Source organism: Streptomyces sp. NBC_01454 (genome assembly GCF_036227565.1).
In the GTDB taxonomy this organism is placed as follows: Bacteria; Actinomycetota; Actinomycetes; order Streptomycetales; family Streptomycetaceae; genus Streptomyces.
The window spans coordinates 762,352-779,655 of the sequence record NZ_CP109460.1 but is presented as its reverse complement, the minus strand read 5'-3'; the positions used below and the strand labels follow the sequence as shown (position 1 = coordinate 779,655).

General features: G+C 71.2%; 16 protein-coding genes. 10 read left to right on the top strand and 6 right to left on the bottom strand.

Annotated elements, in window-relative coordinates:
• Positions 1-164 precede the first annotated feature (164 nt).
• The gene (locus OIU81_RS03350; protein WP_329143652.1) at positions 165-1,445 is read right to left on the bottom strand and encodes a glycoside hydrolase family 18 protein; all 1,281 of its coding nucleotides are present in this window, start codon (positions 1,443-1,445) and stop codon (positions 165-167) included.
• A 346-nt stretch (positions 1,446-1,791) separates the two neighbouring features.
• Between OIU81_RS03350 and OIU81_RS03345 the strand changes: the two genes are divergently transcribed.
• The 3 genes from OIU81_RS03345 (at position 1,792) to OIU81_RS03335 (ending at position 5,474) form a co-directional block, all read left to right on the top strand.
• Positions 1,792-2,964: an acyl-CoA dehydrogenase family protein gene (locus tag OIU81_RS03345; RefSeq protein WP_329143650.1), complete on the top strand. Its 1,173-nt coding sequence runs from the start codon at positions 1,792-1,794 to the stop codon at positions 2,962-2,964.
• Between the two features lie 246 nt (positions 2,965-3,210).
• The gene (locus OIU81_RS03340) at positions 3,211-4,347 is read left to right on the top strand and encodes a hypothetical protein (protein ID WP_329143648.1); all 1,137 of its coding nucleotides are present in this window, start codon (positions 3,211-3,213) and stop codon (positions 4,345-4,347) included.
• On the top strand, positions 4,344-5,474 hold the full coding sequence (locus tag OIU81_RS03335; RefSeq protein ID WP_329143647.1) for a phosphotransferase family protein: 1,131 nt from the start codon (positions 4,344-4,346) through the stop codon (positions 5,472-5,474). Before OIU81_RS03340 ends, OIU81_RS03335 begins: the two co-directional genes overlap by 4 nt.
• 37 nt (positions 5,475-5,511) lie before the next feature.
• On the opposite strand, the gene OIU81_RS03330 is transcribed toward OIU81_RS03335, so the two are convergent.
• The gene (locus OIU81_RS03330; RefSeq protein ID WP_329143645.1) at positions 5,512-5,928 is read right to left on the bottom strand and encodes a hypothetical protein; all 417 of its coding nucleotides are present in this window, start codon (positions 5,926-5,928) and stop codon (positions 5,512-5,514) included.
• 209 nt (positions 5,929-6,137) lie between these two features.
• On the opposite strand from OIU81_RS03330, the gene OIU81_RS03325 reads away from it, so the two are divergent.
• The 5 genes from OIU81_RS03325 to fxsA all read left to right on the top strand — a co-directional run bounded on the left by OIU81_RS03325 (position 6,138) and on the right by fxsA (position 11,909).
• Complete coding sequence (locus OIU81_RS03325) at positions 6,138-6,578, top strand: Lrp/AsnC family transcriptional regulator (protein ID WP_026170119.1); 441 nt, start codon at positions 6,138-6,140, stop codon at positions 6,576-6,578.
• A gap of 56 nt (positions 6,579-6,634) precedes the next feature.
• Complete coding sequence (locus OIU81_RS03320; RefSeq protein ID WP_329143642.1) at positions 6,635-8,284, top strand: amidohydrolase; 1,650 nt, start codon at positions 6,635-6,637, stop codon at positions 8,282-8,284.
• A gap of 529 nt (positions 8,285-8,813) precedes the next feature.
• Entirely contained in the window at positions 8,814-10,487 is a 1,674-nt protein-coding gene (lnt, locus tag OIU81_RS03315) for an apolipoprotein N-acyltransferase (RefSeq protein WP_329143640.1), read from the top strand.
• Complete coding sequence (locus OIU81_RS03310) at positions 10,484-11,239, top strand: polyprenol monophosphomannose synthase (RefSeq protein ID WP_329143638.1); 756 nt, start codon at positions 10,484-10,486, stop codon at positions 11,237-11,239. Before lnt ends, OIU81_RS03310 begins: the two co-directional genes overlap by 4 nt.
• Before the next feature lie 82 nt (positions 11,240-11,321).
• A complete protein-coding gene (fxsA, locus tag OIU81_RS03305) occupies positions 11,322-11,909 on the top strand; it encodes an FxsA family membrane protein (protein ID WP_329143636.1) in 588 nt (195 codons plus the stop codon).
• A gap of 110 nt (positions 11,910-12,019) precedes the next feature.
• Here the strand turns inward: fxsA and OIU81_RS03300 are convergent, their stop codons facing one another.
• From OIU81_RS03300 to OIU81_RS03285, 4 genes are all read right to left on the bottom strand, one after another.
• Positions 12,020-12,397 (bottom strand): RNA polymerase-binding protein RbpA, encoded by a 378-nt coding sequence (locus OIU81_RS03300; protein WP_006601711.1) that lies wholly within the window; start codon positions 12,395-12,397, stop codon positions 12,020-12,022.
• Between the two features lie 305 nt (positions 12,398-12,702).
• Positions 12,703-14,043: an MFS transporter gene (locus OIU81_RS03295; protein ID WP_329154862.1), complete on the bottom strand. Its 1,341-nt coding sequence runs from the start codon at positions 14,041-14,043 to the stop codon at positions 12,703-12,705.
• Between the two features lie 257 nt (positions 14,044-14,300).
• The gene (locus OIU81_RS03290) at positions 14,301-15,590 is read right to left on the bottom strand and encodes an integrase (protein WP_329143623.1); all 1,290 of its coding nucleotides are present in this window, start codon (positions 15,588-15,590) and stop codon (positions 14,301-14,303) included.
• 420 nt (positions 15,591-16,010) lie between these two features.
• Positions 16,011-16,373, bottom strand: coding sequence for a hypothetical protein (locus OIU81_RS03285; RefSeq protein WP_329143621.1), 363 nt, complete (start codon positions 16,371-16,373; stop codon positions 16,011-16,013).
• Between the two features lie 248 nt (positions 16,374-16,621).
• Here OIU81_RS03285 and OIU81_RS03280 point away from each other — a divergent pair, with 248 nt between their 5' ends.
• On the top strand, positions 16,622-16,867 hold the full coding sequence (locus OIU81_RS03280) for a helix-turn-helix domain-containing protein (protein ID WP_329143619.1): 246 nt from the start codon (positions 16,622-16,624) through the stop codon (positions 16,865-16,867).
• 1 nt (position 16,868) lies between these two features.
• The gene (locus tag OIU81_RS03275) at positions 16,869-17,288 is read left to right on the top strand and encodes a hypothetical protein (protein WP_329143617.1); all 420 of its coding nucleotides are present in this window, start codon (positions 16,869-16,871) and stop codon (positions 17,286-17,288) included.
• The last annotated feature ends 16 nt before the right edge of the window (positions 17,289-17,304 follow it).

Below are 17,304 nucleotides of genomic sequence, written 5' to 3'. Positions count from 1 at the left end.
CCTTGGGGCGATGGTGCTCGTACGGGACGGAGCCGTAAACCCCGCGGGGGCGCACGACGCGCTTCCGCGCCGCCCTGTCGGGTGATTGCCAACGAGCGGGAGACGGTGCCCACGGCGAACGGGCGGGAGAAGCTGCCTCCCGCCCGGCCCGCGGCGTCCCCGCGTTACGTGATCGACTTGATCAGCTCGCCGTTGGTGGTGTCGCCGCTCAGTTCCCAGAAGAAGGTGCCGCCCAGACCCTGTGCGTTCTTGAAGGCCATCTTGCTGCCGATGGTCTGCGGGGTGTCATAACTCCACCACTGATCACCGCACTTGGCGTAGGCGGTGCCGCCCACCGTGCCGGTGGCCGGGCAGCGGGTCTTGAGCACCTTGTAGTCCTCGATGCCGGCCTCGTATCTGCCCGGCGCCGCGCCGGTCGCCGTGCCGCCCGGCGCGTCCTGGGTGACGCCCGACCAGCCGCGGCCGTAGAAGCCGATGCCCAGCAGCAGCTTGCTCGCCGGCACACCGAGGCCCTTGAGTTTGGTGAGGGTGTCGGTGGTGTTGAAGCCGGCCTTCGGGATGCCGCTGTACGAGGTGAGCGGGGAGTGCGGGGCTGTGGGGCCCTTGGCGTCCCAGGCGCCGAAGTAGTCGTAGGTCATCGGGTTGTACCAGTCGACGTACTGGGCCGCGCCCACGTAGTCGGCGGCGTCCATCTTGCCGCCGGCCGAGGCGTCCGCGGTGATCGCGGCGGTCACCAGAGCGTGCGAGCCGAATGTCGACCGCAGTGCCCGCATGACCCCGGTGAAGGCGTCCTTGCCGCTGGTGTCGCAGGTCAGGCCGCAGGCATTGGGGTATTCCCAGTCGATGTCGATGCCGTCGAAGACATCGGCCCAGCGCTTGTCCTCGACCAGGTCCCGGCAGGACTGGGCGAAGGCGTCGGGATTCCTGGCGGCCTCGGCGAAGCCACCCGACCAGGTCCAGCCGCCGAACGACCAGATCACCTTGAGGCCCGGGTGCAGCTTCTTGAGCTCGCGCAGCTGGTGGAAGTTGCCGCGCAGCGCGCCGTTGTCCCAGGTGTCGGCCGTGCCGTCGACGCTCTGGTCGGCGGTGTACGCCTTGTCGTAGTCGGCGTAGGAGTCGCCGATGGTGCACTTGCCGCCCTGCACATTGCCGAAGGCGTAGTTGATGTGGGTCAGCCGGGCCGCCGACCCCGACGTCTCGATGTTCTTGACGTGGTAATTGCGGTCGTAGACACCCCAGTTGGTGAAGTATCCGACGACCTTGTCGCCGGCGACCTTGCCGGTGGAGGCCGGCGCGGCGGTGGCCGGGCGGTGCGTGGCGGGGGCGCCGGTGGGGGCGGCGGAGGCGGGTCCGGCGAGCAGGGTGCCGGCCAGCGCCGCGGTACACAGCGCGGTGACGGCGGCGATCAGTCTGCGCGGTGTGCGCATCCGGTGCGGTCTGAGCATGTCGTGTCTCCTCGAGGGGGCGAGGGATGGTGCCTGACCTGACCTGCGTTCCGAATTGGCATGAACGCGTTGAACGTTGCAGCAGAAGGTAGAAGGACTAGACCACTGCGTCAATGGTTCGGACCAATTTCCCGGACGACGGGGACCGGGACCTGATCTCCACGGCCCGTGATGATCAACCCGTGACGCGGAGCCTCCGATCGGGCATACTCCTAGCGCCACCGTCGCAGGTCATCGCCTTCCGAGACCCGGAAAGCGATCACCGGACAGGCATGATGGAAACCGGCGCCGCCGCCCACCCCGCGCGCGTGTCGCCGCAGCGCCCGACAGGGAGGAGAGCGCCGCCATGACCGAGTACGGCCCCCAGCCGGTGGACCGCAGGTTGCCCACGGAGGAAGCCCGCGATCTGCTGACACTCGTACGCGAGCTCGCCGAGCGCGAGATCAGGCCCACGGCGGGCGAGGAAGAGGACGCCGGGCGCTTCCCGCGCGAGACCTTCACCCTGCTGTCCCGATCCGGTCTGCTCTCGCTGCCCTACGACGAGGAATTCGGCGGCGGTGGCCAACCCTACGAGGTCTACCTCCAGGTCGTGGAGGAACTCGCCGCCGCCCGGCTCACCGTCGGCCTCGGCGTCAGCGTCCACACCCTCGCCTGCCATGCGCTCGCCGGCTTCGGCACCAAGGAGCAGCGCGCCGAACACCTTCCGGACATGCTCGGCGGCGGCCTCCTCGGCGCGTACTGCCTCTCCGAGCCCTCCTCGGGCTCCGATGCCGCGTCCCTGACCACCCGGGCCACCCGTGACGGGGACGACTGGACGCTGGAGGGCACCAAGGCCTGGACCACCCACGGCGGCGTGGCCGACTTCTACACCGTCCTGGCCCGCACCGGCGGCAGCGGTGCCCACGGCATCACCGCCTTCCTGGTCCCCGGCGACGCCGAGGGCCTGAGTGCCGCCACCCCCGAGCGCAAGATGGGCATGAAGGGCTCCCCGACGGCCCAGCTGCACTTCGACGCCGTCCGCGTCCCCGACGCCCGCCGCCTCGGGGACGAGGGCCAGGGATTCGCCATCGCGCTGTCCGCCCTGGATTCCGGGCGCCTGGGTATTGCGGCCTGTGCCATCGGCGTCGCCCAGGCGGCGCTGGACGAGGCGCTCGCCTACACCGCCGAACGGCAGCAATTCGGCCGCCCGATCCTCGACTTCCAGGGCCTGCGGTTCATGCTCGCCGACATGGCCACCCAGATCGAGGCCGGCCGCGCGCTCTACCTCACCGCCGCCCGGCTGCGCGACGCCGGTCTGCCGTTCTCCAAGGAAGCGGCGATGGCCAAGCTGTTCTGCACGGACACCGCGATGCGGGTGACCACCGATGCCGTCCAGCTGCTCGGCGGCTACGGCTACACCCTCGACTTCCCGGCCGAGCGCTATATGCGCGAGGCCAAGGTCCTGCAGATCGTCGAGGGCACCAATCAGATCCAGCGGATGGTCATCGCCCGCCATCTCGCGGGCCCCGAAACGCGCTGAGCGCCGGCGGCGGAGCGGACCGGGGCGACGCCCTCGGCCCGCTCCGCCGCGGCCTGTTCCACTGCTCCCCACCCCGCGACCGCGCCAGGCAGCGGCGGACCGTGCGCACGTCCGGCGCCCCGCCCCTCCCGCGTCCGGGCCTGGCCGTCCGACGGAAGCTGACGTACCGTCAATTCCCGCCGTGTGGGCTGCCTTTCGCCTCTCCTGCGGCGCACCCCGCCGACCGCGCCCGCCCAGGAGGAGACCGTGCCCGACCGCCCGATCGCGCTCGACGAGTACCCGATCCACCAGGTCCCGCTGTCCATGCGGCATGTCGCCACCGGCGACCGCAACGCCTACGACCGCTGCATCTTCCACGTCATGGACCACTTCGGCCGCGCCCTGCTGATCGCCGGCCTCGGGGTCTACCCCAACACCGGCGTCATCGACGCCTACGCCACCCTCCGCCTCGGTGACCGGCTGCACGTCGTACGGGCCTCCGACGCGCTCACCGACGACCGCCTGGCCCTTACCGTCGGCCCGCTCACCATTACCGTCGAGGAGCCGCTCACCCGACTGCGGCTGACCTGCGCCGCGGACCCCGACGACCCGGACGGCCTGACGTACGACCTGACCTGGCACGCGGCGTTCCCGGCCACCTGGGAGCCGCACCACACCCAGTACCGCGGAGACCGGCTGATGCTCGAAGGCCGGCGATTCGTCCAGGCGGGCACCTGCACCGGGCGCATCCGCGTCGCGGGGCAGGAGCTCGCCGTCACGGCGGGGGAGTGGACCGGCACCCGTGACCGCAGCTGGGGCGTCCGCCCGATACCGGGCGAGGACGGCGGGCGGGCCGCCGAGGAGCTGCGGCCCGAGGGCTTCCACTGGCTCTGGTGCCCGGTGCGCTTCGACGACCGCTTCGTGATGGTCATCGTCCAGGAGGACGCCGACGGCCACCGCACCCTGAACGAGGCCGTCTCGGTCCGCCGCGACGGCGCCCGTGACGTCCAACTCGGCTGGCCGCACAGCGACATCACCTACCGCCCCGGCACCCGACACCCCGAACGTGCCGTCCTCCACCTCACCGGACCCGGCCGCACGCCCCTCGACCTCACCGCCGAGATCCTCACCTCCTCGCCCCTGGCCGTGGGCGCCGGCTATCCCCCCGCCGACGACTGGCAGCACGGCACCTGGCGCGGCCACGGCTGGACCGACCGCCGCAGCTTCGACCTCTCCGACCCGGCGGCCCACCCGCTCGCCGCCTACGGCGTCACCGACCATGCCGCCCGCTTCACCCTGGACGGCCGGACCGGGCACGGCATCTTCGAGCACGGCAGCTTCGGCCGGCACGACCCGAGCGGATTCGCCGGCTATGACTCCGTCGCGGGGGAGGACGGCCGATGACGGACCACCCGCTGCCCGGGGACCGCTCCGCGGGCGCCCCGGACGCCCGGCGCCCCCGCACCACCACCCGCGACCCCGAGATGCTCACCCGCCGCCTCACCGCCTGGCTCGGCACCCGGCTCCCCGGCGCCCGCGCCCGGGGCGCGACCGTCCCGGACGCCAACGGGATGTCCAGCGAAACCCTGCTCTTCGACATCGACCATCCCGACCCGCCGGAGTCCGCCTGCGCGCTGCGCCTCGCCGCCGACCCCGCCGCGTACTGCGTCTTCCCGCGGTACGACATGGCGCGGCAGTACCGCACCATGCGCCTGGTCGCCGCCCGCACCGACCTCCCGGTGCCCCGCACCCTCTGGCTCGAGGAGGACCCGGCGCACCTCGGCGCCCCGTTCTTCGTGATGTCCCGCGCCGCCGGCCGCGTCCCGCCGGACGTCATGCCCTATACGTACGAGGGGAATTGGCTCCACGACGCCACCGACGCCGAGCGCGACCGGCTGGAAGCCGACAGCGTTTCGGTCCTCGCCCGGCTGCACGACCAAGTCCCGCTCGCCGAGGCCGAGTTCCTCGCCACGCCCGGTACGGGCAGTGCCCTGAGTCGCCATGTGGAGGCCCAACAGGCTTACTACGCCTGGGTCGTTGACGGCCGGCCGCGCTCCCCGCTGATCGAGCGCGGCTTCGCCAGGCTCGCCGAGCACTGGCCGCCGGATCCCGGTGAGACCGTACTGAGCTGGGGAGACGCCAGGATCGGCAATATCGTCTACGACGGCTTCGCGCCGGCCGCCGTCCTCGACTGGGAGATGGCGGCCCTGGGCCCTCGCGAACTCGACCTGGGCTGGATGGTCTATCTCCACCGCTTCTTCCAGGACCTGGCCGAAGGCAGCGGACAGCGGGGACTGCCCGGCTTCCTGTGCCGTGACCGCGTCGAGAGCGTCTATGCCCACCTCACCGGGCACCCGCCCCGCGACATGGAATTCCACACCCTCTACGCGGCCCTGCGGCACGCCATCGTCATGCTGCGCGTGGCCTACCGCCGGATCCACTTCGGCGAGGCGCCGGCCCCGGCCGACGCCGATGCGCTGATCCTCCACCGGGACACCCTGGAGGCGATGATCGAGGGCCGCTACTGGTGAGGCCGGAGCGCCCGTGCGAACGGGCGCGGAGCGGCACTCAGGCGCGCGGACGCATCCGCGGCACCCGGGCCGGCCGGGTGCCGGGCTCGCCGACGTGCGAGAACGGCTGGCGGCGCCAGTCCAGGCCGGCGGGCAGGGTCAGCAGCACGGCCGCGTCCTGCTCCTGGGTGTCCAGGGCGTCCTCGGCCTCCGGGGCCTCGGACACCGCCCGGCCGGAGCCCTGGCACACCGTCAGACCGAACGGGTTCCACGGCGAGGGGCACCGGGCGTGCTCCGGGAGGACGTCCTCGTCCGCCAGCAGCGCGATCGGCTGGCGGCAGTCGGGGCAGGTCACGCGGTAGATCTCATAGGTGTCGAACGAGTCGTCCTCGCCGGAGGCGTCGAGACTGTCGCCCTCCTGGGCGCCGGCGTTCGCGGCAGCGGAGTCCTGCTTCAGGCGTCGCATGATGTCCATCCCCCTCGGGTGGGCCGATCGGATCGCTGACTTCCTGTGACGGGCGGTCCTGGCCACCAGCAGCAATTCCCTTCATGCCCCGCGCATAATCGCGGGCGTCCGGCGGACACCGGTTCACCCATGTGGCATTGGTCACACAACCCGGCGCGAAGGTGCTCACGAGCCGGCGCGCGGTGCGCATCTGCGCCCGCGCACAGTAGGTTGAACGGGTGGAGGAGTTGGACCGACAAATCGTGGATCTGCTCGTCAAGGACGGGCGGATGAGCTACACCGACCTGGGCAAGGCCACCGGCCTGTCCACCTCGGCGGTGCACCAGCGGGTGCGCCGCCTGGAGCAGCGCGGTGTCATCCGGGGCTATGCCGCCATCGTGGACCCCGAAGCCGTGGGCCTGCCGCTCACGGCCTTCATCTCGGTCAAACCCTTCGACCCCAGCGCGCCGGACGACATCGCCGACCGCCTCGCCGAGGTGCCCGAGCTGGAGGCCTGCCACAGCGTCGCCGGCGACGAGAACTACATCCTCAAAGTCCGGGTGGCCACCCCGCTGGAGCTGGAGCACCTGCTCACCCGCATCCGCACCCTGGCCGGCGTCTCCACCCGCACCACCGTCGTGCTCTCCACCCCCTACGAGGCCCGCCCGCCGCGTATCTGACCGTTGATCGCCCCCCGCGTGCGGTCCGGTCCCGCTCAGGGGCCAAACTGTCCGGTATGAGCGCGCACGTTCCCGAACCGGCCCGGCAGCATCCCTCCCGCACCGTCCTGCTGCGTGGTGGCGAGGTGCACAGCCCCGCGGACCCCTTCGCCACCGCCATGGTCGTGGAGGGCGACCGCATCGCCTGGGTCGGCGAGGAGGGCGCGGCCGACTCCTTCGCCGACGGCGTCGACGAGGTCGTGCAGCTCGACGGTGCGCTGGTCACCCCGGCGTTCACGGACGCACACGTGCACACCACCGCGACCGGGCTGGCGCTCACCGGGCTCGACCTGTCCGGCGCCGGCGCCCTGCCCGAGGCGCTGGCCCGGATCCGCGCCTACGCCGCCGCCCGTCCCTCGGACCGGGTCCTGCTCGGGCACGGCTGGGACGCCGCGCTCTGGCCGGAGGGCCGGCCCCCGTCCCGTGCGGAACTGGACGAGGCCGCCGGCGGCCGACCGCTCTATCTCACCCGGGTCGACGTGCACTCCGCGGTCGTGACGACGGCACTGCTGGACCTGGTCCCCGGCGTGCGCGAACGCACCGGATTCCACACCGACGCCCCGCTGACCGGCGCCGCCCACCACGCGGTGCGCAAGGCCGCGTACGCCACCCTCACCCCCGCCCAGCGCACCGAGGCCCAGACCGCCGCCCTGGCGCGGGCCGCCGCGCTCGGCATCGGCACCCTCCACGAGTGCGCGGGCCCGGACATCTCCGGCGAGGACGACTTCACCGGACTGCTCGCCCTCGCCCGGCAGGGGACCGGCCCGCGGGTGGTCGGCTACTGGGCCGAGGCGGTCGCATCCGCAAAGGATGCGCAGCGGATCCGCGAACTCGGGGCGATCGGCGCCGCGGGCGATCTGTTCGCCGACGGTTCCCTCGGGTCGCACACCGCCCACCTCCACGCCCCGTACGCGGACGCCGCCCACACCGGCGTCGCGCAGCTGGCCGCCGAGGACATCGCCGCCCATGTCGCCGCCTGCACCGAGGCCGGGCTCCAGGCCGGTTTCCACGCCATCGGTGACGCCGCGCTCACCCACGTCGTCGACGGCGTACGGGCCGCCGCCGAGCGCGTCGGCCTGGGCCGGATCCGGGCCGCCCGGCACCGCGTCGAACACGCCGAAATGCTCACCGGGCGCACCATCGCCGGCTTCGCCGAGCTGGCCCTGACCGCCTCCGTCCAGCCCGCCTTCGACGCGGCCTGGGGCGGCACGGAGGGCATGTACGCCGCCCGCCTGGGCGCCGAGCGGGCCCGCACCCTCAACCCGTACGCCGCGCTGCTCAAGGCCGGTGTCCCGCTCGCCCTGGGGTCCGACAGCCCGGTCACCCCGCTCGACCCCTGGGGCACCGTGCGCGCCGCCGTCTTCCACCGCACCCGCGCCCACGGCATCTCCGCGCGCGCCGCGTTCACCGCCCACACCCGCGGCGGCTGGCGTGCCGTCGGCCGTGACGACGCGGGCGTCTTGGTGCCCGGCGCGCCCGCCGACTACGCGGTCTGGCGCACCGGCGAGCTGGTCGTCCAGGCGCCCGACGAGCGGGTGGAACGCTGGTCGACCGACCCCCGCTCCGGCACCCCCGGCCTGCCCGATCTCACCCCCGGCAACGACCTCCCGGTGTGCCTGACCACGGTCGTCGGCGGGCGAACGGTCTTCGGGCCGCCGAACGAGTGACATCGCGCGGCCACGTGCCGTCGCGGACCGCGCTTGCCGCTCCTTGGCTCTCCCGGGGGCGCTCGGGGCTGACCTGGGGCGACGCGAAACGACGCAGGCGGAGCACCTGTTGACAGCAGGCGGTCGGCGGCCGGTAGGTTCGGCCGAGTCCACCACAGGACGTCCGACCGGCAGACCTCCGCGCAGTCGTCGAACGCAGCTGGGCCATGGGGCGGTGTGCCACTGGGCACGCCACCACTGGGAGCCAGGTCCAGCACCAGCGGCACGGGGCGACGGAACGTCTCGCCCGATCGGCAGGTGCGACCCGGGTGGGGCCCGGACGCTCAGTAGACAACGGCTCTCGGTCGACCCGCAGCCAGCGGGTCCCAGGTCGGCCCGAAGGGCGCCGGGCCCCTATCCGCACCACGCTGCGGCCCGCCCGCGGCCTCCCGCGGCGTTCTTCACCTTTCGTGCACCCCGCATCCGCAACCCCGGTCTCCCGATGTACGGTCAGCTCACCACCGCACGACCTGCAGGAAGGCCCGCGACCGTGCCATCGGGTTCCGATACCACCGAAGAAGCCGTCAGCGGCACCTCGCCCGACGGCCCGGTGCCCGCCGCCGAGCAGGGTGCCACCGCTCTGACGGCGCGGCCCCGGCGCGCCCGGCGGCTGGCCGCACTGGTCCGCCGGGAGGCGCTGCGCACCGGCCTCGCGGTGGTCTGTGGCCTGGCGCTCGGCCTCGCCTTCCCGCCGTACGACCTGTGGCCGCTGTCCCTGGCGGCCGTCGCCGCGCTGTCCCTGCTGACCCGCGGCCGCAGCGCGCGCCAGGGGGCCTGGACGGGCTTCGTCTTCGGGCTGCCGTTCTTCCTGATCCTGCTGAAGTGGCTGCATGTCGTCGGCTGGGACGCGGTGGTGGGCCTGTCGGTCGCCGAGGCGCTCTTCATGATGCTGCTGGGCGCCGGGCTCGCCGTCACGTCGCGGCTGCCGCTCTGGCCGCTGTGGACCGCCTGCCTGTGGGTCACCGAGGAGTGGGCCCGCGACCGGCTCCCGTTCGGCGGCTTCCCCTGGGGCCGGCTGGCGTTCGCCCACACCGGCTCTCCGTTCACCCCGCTCGCCGCGCTCGGCGGCGCCCCGCTGGTGACCTTCGCCGTCGCCCTGGCCGGTGCCCTGATCGCGGCCTGCGCCGCCGTTCTCTGGAAGCTGCGCGGCAACGGGACCCTGCGCCGGGCCGTGCCGGTCTTCGAGGCGTTCGGGCTGGCCGCCGCCGTCACCCTGGCCGGTCTCGCCGTCCCCGTCCCCACCAAGGCCGACGACACCGCCGACATCGCCGTCGTCCAGGGCAATGTCCAGCAGGCCGGTATGGACTTCCTGGGCCGCCCGATGAAGATCCTCGACAACCACGCCGCGGCCACCGAGAAGCTCGCCGCGGACGTCCGGGCCGGCCGGGCCAAGAAGCCGGATCTGGTCATCTGGCCGGAGAACTCCTCCGACCTCGACCCGTTCCAGTACCCGCAGGCGTACGACCGGATCGACCGGGCCGTGAAGTCCATCGGGGTGCCCGTCCTGGTCGGTGCCCTGGTCGACCACCCCTCCAAGGCGGGTTACGTCTTCAACAAGGGCATCGTCTGGGACCCGAAGAAGGGCCCGGGCGCCTCCTACACCAAGCAGCATCCGGTGCCGTTCGGCGAGTACGTCCCCTTCCGGGAGCAGCTCAGCAAGATCATCACGCGCTTCCAGCGGGTGCCCCGCGACTTCTACCCCGGCAACCACACCGGGGTGCTCCAGCTCGGCCCCGCCCGGCTCGGCGACGTCATCTGCTTCGAGGTCGCCTACGACGAGATCGTGCACGACACGGTCGACGCCGGCGCCCGCGCCCTGGTCATCCAGACCAACAACGCCACCTACGGCCGCACCGGCCAGCCCGAGCAGCAGCTGGCGATGTCCAAGCTGCGCGCCGTCGAACACGGCCGGGCCGTTGTCACCGCCGCCACCAGCGGAATCAGCGCGGTGGTCGCCCCGGACGGCACGGTCACCCACCAGATCCCCGAGTTCACCCGAGGCGTGGTCTCCGCGCGCATTCCGCTGCGCGACGAAACGACGCTCGCCGACCGCGTCGGTGCCGCCCCCGAGTGGCTGCTCGCTATCGTGGGTCTCCTGTCCTGTGCCGCCGCGGTGGTCAGCGGCAGGCGCGGGCGTACGAAGGACGAGAAGGGGCAGCAGTGACAGACGGTCAGCGGCAGTACGGTCCGCTCGGCACCACGTTGGTGATCATTCCGACCTACAACGAGGCGGAGAACATCAAGCCGATCGTCTCGCGGGTGCGGGCCGCCGTCCCCCAGGCACACGTCCTGGTCGCGGACGACAACAGCCCCGACGGCACCGGCAAGTTCGCCGACGAGCTGGCCGCCGACGACGCGCACGTCCACGTCCTGCACCGCAAGGGCAAGGAGGGTCTCGGCGCCGCTTACCTCGCGGGCTTCCGGTGGGGCATCGACCACGGCTACGGCGTGCTGGTCGAGATGGATGCCGACGGCTCGCACCAGCCCGAGGAGCTCCCGCGGCTGCTCACCGCCCTCAAGGGCGCCGATCTCGTCCTCGGCTCGCGCTGGGTGCCCGGTGGCCGCACCGTGAACTGGCCCAAGTACCGCCAGTTGATCTCCCGCGGGGGCAGCACCTACTCCCGGCTGGTGCTGGACCTGCCGCTGCACGACATCACCGGCGGCTTCCGGGCCTTTCGCGCGGAGGCCCTCCAGGGGCTGGGCCTGGACGACGTGGCCTCGCAGGGCTACTGCTTCCAGGTCGACCTCGCCCGCCGCGCCGTGCAGGCCGGCTACCACGTCGTCGAGGTCCCGATCACGTTCGTCGAGCGGGAGCTGGGCGACAGCAAGATGAGCCGGGACATCGTCGTGGAGGCGCTGTGGCGGGTCACCGCCTGGGGGATCGGCGCGCGGGTGGACAAGATCCGCGGCCGCTGACGCCGCGCACCACCGGACGGCCGGTGCGCCGCCGGGCGGGCCCTCACCGGGGGCTGCGCCGCGGGCCAGGCACACTTGAGGCATGACGTTCGGAGCCACGCCCTCGCCGAGTCCCCGCCCACCCAAGCGTTCACGCGCCCGCCGGTACATTCCCTTGGGTGTCGCCGCCTGGATGGTGCTGGAGATCTGGCTGCTGACGGTGGTCGCCGAGGCCACCAGCGGGCTCACGGTGGCGCTGCTGCTGATCGCCGGCGTGCTCGTCGGCGGCTATGTGATCAAGCGGGCCGGCCGCCGCGCCTGGCAGAAGCTCACCGAGAGCATGCAGGGCGGCGGCGACCCGGCGGCCCCCGGCGGCCGGGCCCCGTCCGGCAACGGCACGTCGGGCAGCGGCAATACGCTCCCGATGGCCGGCGGGCTGCTGCTGATGGTGCCGGGGCTGGTGTCCGACGCGCTGGGGCTGCTCTGCCTCTTCCCGCCGACCGGCAAGCTGATCCAGCGCCGTGCCGAGAAGCTGCTGTCCCGGCGGACGCAGCACACCCCGGGCACGTTCGGTGACGCCTTCCAGCAGGCCAGGATGCACCGGCCGGACGGGAAGGTCGTCCAGGGCGAGGTCATCCGCGAGGACGAGCCGACGCCGCCGCGCCGCCAGGACCCGCCGCTGACCGGCTGAGCACCCCGGCCCCCGGGTCCGGGGGAGTCGCGGACAGCGAACAAGGGCCGGGGTCACTGCACTGCGCAGTGACCCCGGCCCTTGTTGTGCTGCTCGGTGCAATCCCGCCGTCAGGCGGACTTGCGGTTGGTGTCGCGCGGATGCACGGCAATGTTCATGGTGCCGGAGCGCAGGACTGCCAGCCGTTCGGCCAGCACCTCCTCGAGCTCCTCGCGGGTGCGCCGCTCCATGAGCATGTCCCAGTGCGTACGCGCGGGCTTACCCTTCTTTTCCTCAGGGCCATCGCCATCCACCAGAAGCGAGGGTGCACCACATACCTTGCACTCCCACTCCGGCGGAATCTCGGCCTCAACCGAGAACGGCATCTCGAATCGATGTCCGTTCTGGCATGCGTACTCCACCGCCTGGCGCGGGGCCAGGTCGATGCCGCGGTCGGTCTCGTAGCTGGTCACCACGAGTCGCGTGCCGCGGAGAGCTCGCTCACTCATGAATCGTGCCTCCCGGGCTTGTCGCCCACAGGACAGGTGTCGCTGTCGTCGTCATCCGGTCAACGTCCGGTCGGCGGTGAAGATTCCCGCATTCGGGAGATGCGCCCACCCGTCGCCCACCACCGCCCATGATGGAGGCGCTGTGCGCCGCTGCCTTCCTTCGTGCCGCCCCTTGTTGTACCCACCATTGCCCGGTTTGTCACATCTGGCAGCAGATGTCACCCAGCGCCATACATGCTTGAGCGCGCAGTAACGGTCCGCCTGGTGAGCCAAAGGCGTACACTACCGCCCCGCACGCTCTGGGCCTAAATCCGGTCAGGCACAGGATTTCCGGCCGCCGCGATCGCCCGCCCCACCGGCACCCTCGCCAGCAGGACAAAACCGATCAAAAAGAACGCCACGAGGGACACGATCGCGTTCCGATAGCTCCCGGTGAGCTGGTAGGTCACCCCGAACACCAGCGGCCCCAGCCAGCTCACGCCCCGGTCGCTGATCTCGTACGCGGAGAAGTACTCCGCCTCCCTGCCGCGCGGCACCATCTGCGAGAACAGCGAGCGCGACAGTGCCTGGCTGCCGCCCAGCACCAGGCCGATGCCGGCGGCCAGCGCGAAGAACCACACGGGTGCCCGGGCCGGAAGGGCGTAGCCGGCCGCGAGCGTCAGCGTCCAGGCGGCCAGCGAGCCCAGGATCGTCCGCTGTGCGCCGTACCGCCGGGCGAGCCGGCCCATCAGCAGGGCGCCCGCCGCGGCCAGCACCTGTACCAGCAGGACGGCCACGATCAGCGTGGTCTGGTCCAGCTTCAGTTCCTCCGAGCCGTACACCGACGCCTGGGTGATCACGGTCTGCACCCCGTCGTTGTAGACGAGGTAGGCCAGGAGGAAGGAGAGGGTGAGGGGGTGGCGGCGCATCCCGCGCAGGGTCTCGGCCAGTTGCCGCCATCCCTGGCCGAGCGAGGCGCCGCCCGCCGCACCGGGTGCGCCGGTGGCCGCCGTCCGGCGGTCGCGCAGCCGGCGCAGCGGGATCAGGGAGAACGCGCCCCACCACAGCCCCGCCGACGCCAGGCAGAGGCGTACCGCGGTGCCCGCGGAGAGGCCGAAGGACTCGTGCGCGCCGTAGAGCACCAGGTTGGCGAGCAGGACCAGTGCCCCGGCCGCGTAGCCGAGGGCCCAGCCCCGGGACGAGACCGCGTCCCGCTCGTCGGGGGTCGCGATCTGCGGCAGGAAGGAGTTGTAGAGCATCATCGACACCACGAACGACACGTTCGCGAGGACCAGCAGCGCCCCGCCCAGCAGATAGCGGTCGCCGTCGAGGAAGAACATCCCCGCCGTCGCGGCCGCGCCCGTATAGGCGCAGCACCCCAGCAGTGGCTTCTTCCGGCCGGTCCGGTCGGCCAGGGCCGCGGCGAGCGGCATCGCCAGCACGGACAGCAGCAGCGAGACGGACACCGCGTACGGGTAGAAGGAGCCGGCGCGCACCGGGATGCCCAGCGGGTGCACCAGGCCGTCCGCGTCCGCCGCGGCCTTCGTCACCGAGGTCAGATACGGCCCCAGGAAGACCGTCAGGACGGTCGTCGAGTAGACGCTGTTGGCCCAGTCGTACCAGTACCAGCCGCGTTGTTCGCGGCGCCGGGCGGCCGGCTCGTCCATGGCGGCCGGCCCGTCCACGGCCCCGCCCACGGCTTGTGTGCCTTCCACGCCCGCCCCCGTCATCCGGTCCCTGTTCACCGCGGCGGACCGCCGGCGGGGCCGCGGCGACCGGACCCGGTGCCCCCGGTCGGATTCGGCACCCCGGTCAGACCCAGCACCCCCGCTCGGTCAGCACCGTCCGCAGCGTCTCGATGTGATCGATTAAGCGGCACTCACTCTCGCATCTTCCTGAGCTGCAACGACAACCCCTTGCAAGATCAAGTGGGAGAGGGTTGGGAGACCTGACGCTTTCGGAGCACCTGGCGGGCCGCCTCCACCGACGACTCGTCTCCCATGACCTTCTCCCACCGCTCCTGTAGAGCCTCGACGATACGCAACTCCATCGGCACCGTGACCTCGGAGTACGTGCCTTCTACGCCTTGCAGCCTATGACCGAGCCGTTCCTCCGAGGCCACCCGCGAATGGCCGTCCTCGTCCAGCCACTGTTTCTGTGCGTGCCGCAGGCCGTGAGGGACCATCCCCTGGAGGCCCTCAACGGCCGGTACGGCGCCCCGCGCCCACCGTCCGCCCCGTTCCTCCGCCCCGTCCACGGCAGGCCGCCAGTAGCACGGGTAGAACCTCGTCCCCAGCAGGTGGCCGCCGCCGGCGGAGGGGAACACCCAGTCGCTCTCGTGGCTCTCCAGCAGTTGGCCGTGCAGGGCGTGCAGGAACGGGGGGAGGACCAGCGCGCGGGCGGACCCGTACTTCGGCAGCTGGAGCGTGGGCACGCCCTTCGCGTACTGGTGCTGCCACTGCACGCGCAGCGCGGACATGCCCCCGTACCGCTTCAAGGCCTTCGTGCGGCGCCGGACGTCGGGATCGGAGCCCGGCCAAGTGGGCGAGGCGAATTCCCGTCGGAGGCCGTACATCTCACGGAGCCTCATCCCGGTGAAGGCCTTCGTGAGCATGAAGACGTAGCCCGTCAGGCCCCACACCTCGTGGGCGTTCACGGCGAGCTGCACGACCTGCTCGGTGGTGGGTGTCAGCACCTCCGGCTCCTCGGGTCGCGTATACCGGCCGCGCCGGCGGCTGGTCCGGGGGACCGGTGTCTCAGCGATGAGGGGCGGCCTGTGATCGACCGCGTCGGTCATGAGTAGCCCGAACAGAGAGAGGATGCTGCCCGCGTAGTGCGCGGAGTACCTGGCGCGAGTCATCTTCGCCCAGCGTTGATACTGCGTCGTTGTGATCTTCCGCAGTGACACGTCCCCCCATTGGGGGATCAGTTGGGCTTTGATGATCGATTCATAGGTCACATACGACGTGTCCGCGAGGTCGAGGCCGGCCAGCCACGACTTGGCCCAGCCTTCGAAGAGGATGTTTCCGTCGGCGTTGCTGATGTACCGGTCGTTGCGGACGTCCGATTCGCGATCAAGCCCGTACTCGTAGGCGACAGCCTCGTCGGCGAACCCGGACTTGCTGTCGTAGATCTTCTTCCCGGTCTCGGGGTGCACCTTCCCGGTGTCCCAGCGGACTCGGCACTTCGACCCACGCCACTCGACATACGGCATTGTGATTCCTTGGGGTCTTCCCGCGGTGGCCCGGCGGGTGCCTTCCCCGCCCCGCCGTGGCCCCCGCGTGGACTGACTAGTCGTGCCGGCCCATCAGGCAGCGCCGGCACGCGTCACAGTCTCCTCCTTGACGCCTTACCAGGTCCCGCATGATGCGCCGTGCGGCGGCATCGTGCAGTACCTGGGGCGTCGCCACACACACGAGCTTGCCATCGATCAGACCTCGGAAACCGTGGAAGCCGGGGCCGAGATCAGCGGTGACCATTTCGTGCATGGTCCCCCCTTTCGGGACGAGGGAACCTCCCAAGTGACTACTGATAGTCGCACATTGAACGACTTTCGTGACCGGGTTTGCGCGAGTCGATCTGCCGTATGGCGGTAACGAGTTGGACAAAGCCAATGGTTGTACGCGCGGAGGGGTCAATTCCCAACATTTGGCAGCCTGCCGCGCCGACGAAGCTCTTCGATTACGCGCTGTTTCAGCTTGCGGATGTCGGCGGCTGACAGTCCGTCGCTGACGGCGATGGCGGCGTCGGTGACCGCGCGCCCGATGTCACCCTCGAGGTCGTCGCTGGTGACCGGTGAGGCGACGGCGCCATCTGTCAGCCGGTCGGCGACGGTGGGGTCACCGCCGCGGAGGATCTCCTGGCAGGAGCCGGACGCCCATTGGAGCACCGTCTCGACCTTGCCGTAGGTGAGGTCTCGGACGGGCTTGCCGTCTTCGAGCTTCATGTACGTGTTGATCGTGATCTTGGCGCCATTGGCTACGTCGATCTTGTTCATACCCAGGTCGACCCGTCGCCGCCTGATCTGGTCGGCGAGCCGGCGGAGCGCTGTGTCGTCTGCAGGGGGAGGCATGGCGTCATGGTCCCAGGAACTAGCAGGAACAGCTAGGAACACCCAGCTTATGGCCGGTTCCTTGATGTTCTCGTAACTCTGGCCAAAGGTTCACGCCTCAATCGTTACGAGGATCTACAAGTTACTACGTGGTACTGCTAGTTTCTACGAGCGTAAGCACGTACATTCTCGTCATGAACAACCCCCCAGCCACCTGCCAGGTGAACGGGGCGGCGATACGAGCGACACGGAAGCGCCAGGGCCTCGGCATACGTGAGACCGCAGAGGCAGCCGGGATCAGCCGCAGCTACCTACAACGGCTGGAAACCGGCATCCGGGAGCAGATGCGACCGCCCACATACGCCGCACTCCGCAAAACGCTCCACGCAACAGACAAGGAACTCCTCGTCCCCCACGAGGAAACCAACGAGAGAAGGTGACATGCCCAGTCCCGAGGAGACCCCCACAGCCACAGACCCGGCCATCGTCAAGGCCGTCCGCGACGCCCTCGCCACAGGAGAACTGCGCGACATCGTCGTTGCCGCCGCCGTCGAGTCCTTCAACAGCGGCGACCTGACCTTCACGCCGAAGGAGGCCGCCGCCGCCCTTGGATGCGGTGTCCGCTTCCTGCTCGACGGGTGCAACAAGCACGGTTTCCCGTACATCGACATGGGCAAGTCGAAGCGCTTCGGCCCCCAGGAGCTTCGGGAGATCCGGAACATGCTCCGGGTCCCGGCCAAGCCGTCTCGCCTGGCTGCCGCTCGGCGCAGGTCCGCAGCGGAGAAGGGCCCCGACAAGCCGACCGGCCGGCGGCAGAAGCCTGCCGACGGCCGCCCCTTGGAGCTCGCCCTCACCGGCTGAGCCCCCGCGCCGCCTA

Coding starts and splice junctions, on each gene's coding strand:
- OIU81_RS03350 (WP_329143652.1), bottom strand. CDS start 1,445: ATGCTCAGACCGCACCGGATGCGCACACCGCGCAGACTGATCGCCGCC.
- OIU81_RS03345 (WP_329143650.1), top strand. CDS start 1,792: ATGACCGAGTACGGCCCCCAGCCGGTGGACCGCAGGTTGCCCACGGAG.
- OIU81_RS03335 (WP_329143647.1), top strand. CDS start 4,344: ATGACGGACCACCCGCTGCCCGGGGACCGCTCCGCGGGCGCCCCGGAC.
- OIU81_RS03330 (WP_329143645.1), bottom strand. CDS start 5,928: ATGGACATCATGCGACGCCTGAAGCAGGACTCCGCTGCCGCGAACGCC.
- OIU81_RS03320 (WP_329143642.1), top strand. CDS start 6,635: ATGAGCGCGCACGTTCCCGAACCGGCCCGGCAGCATCCCTCCCGCACC.
- fxsA (WP_329143636.1), top strand. CDS start 11,322: ATGACGTTCGGAGCCACGCCCTCGCCGAGTCCCCGCCCACCCAAGCGT.
- OIU81_RS03300 (WP_006601711.1), bottom strand. CDS start 12,397: ATGAGTGAGCGAGCTCTCCGCGGCACGCGACTCGTGGTGACCAGCTAC.
- OIU81_RS03295 (WP_329154862.1), bottom strand. CDS start 14,043: ATGGACGAGCCGGCCGCCCGGCGCCGCGAACAACGCGGCTGGTACTGG.
- OIU81_RS03290 (WP_329143623.1), bottom strand. CDS start 15,590: ATGCCGTATGTCGAGTGGCGTGGGTCGAAGTGCCGAGTCCGCTGGGAC.
- OIU81_RS03285 (WP_329143621.1), bottom strand. CDS start 16,373: ATGAACAAGATCGACGTAGCCAATGGCGCCAAGATCACGATCAACACG.
- OIU81_RS03280 (WP_329143619.1), top strand. CDS start 16,622: ATGAACAACCCCCCAGCCACCTGCCAGGTGAACGGGGCGGCGATACGA.
- OIU81_RS03275 (WP_329143617.1), top strand. CDS start 16,869: ATGCCCAGTCCCGAGGAGACCCCCACAGCCACAGACCCGGCCATCGTC.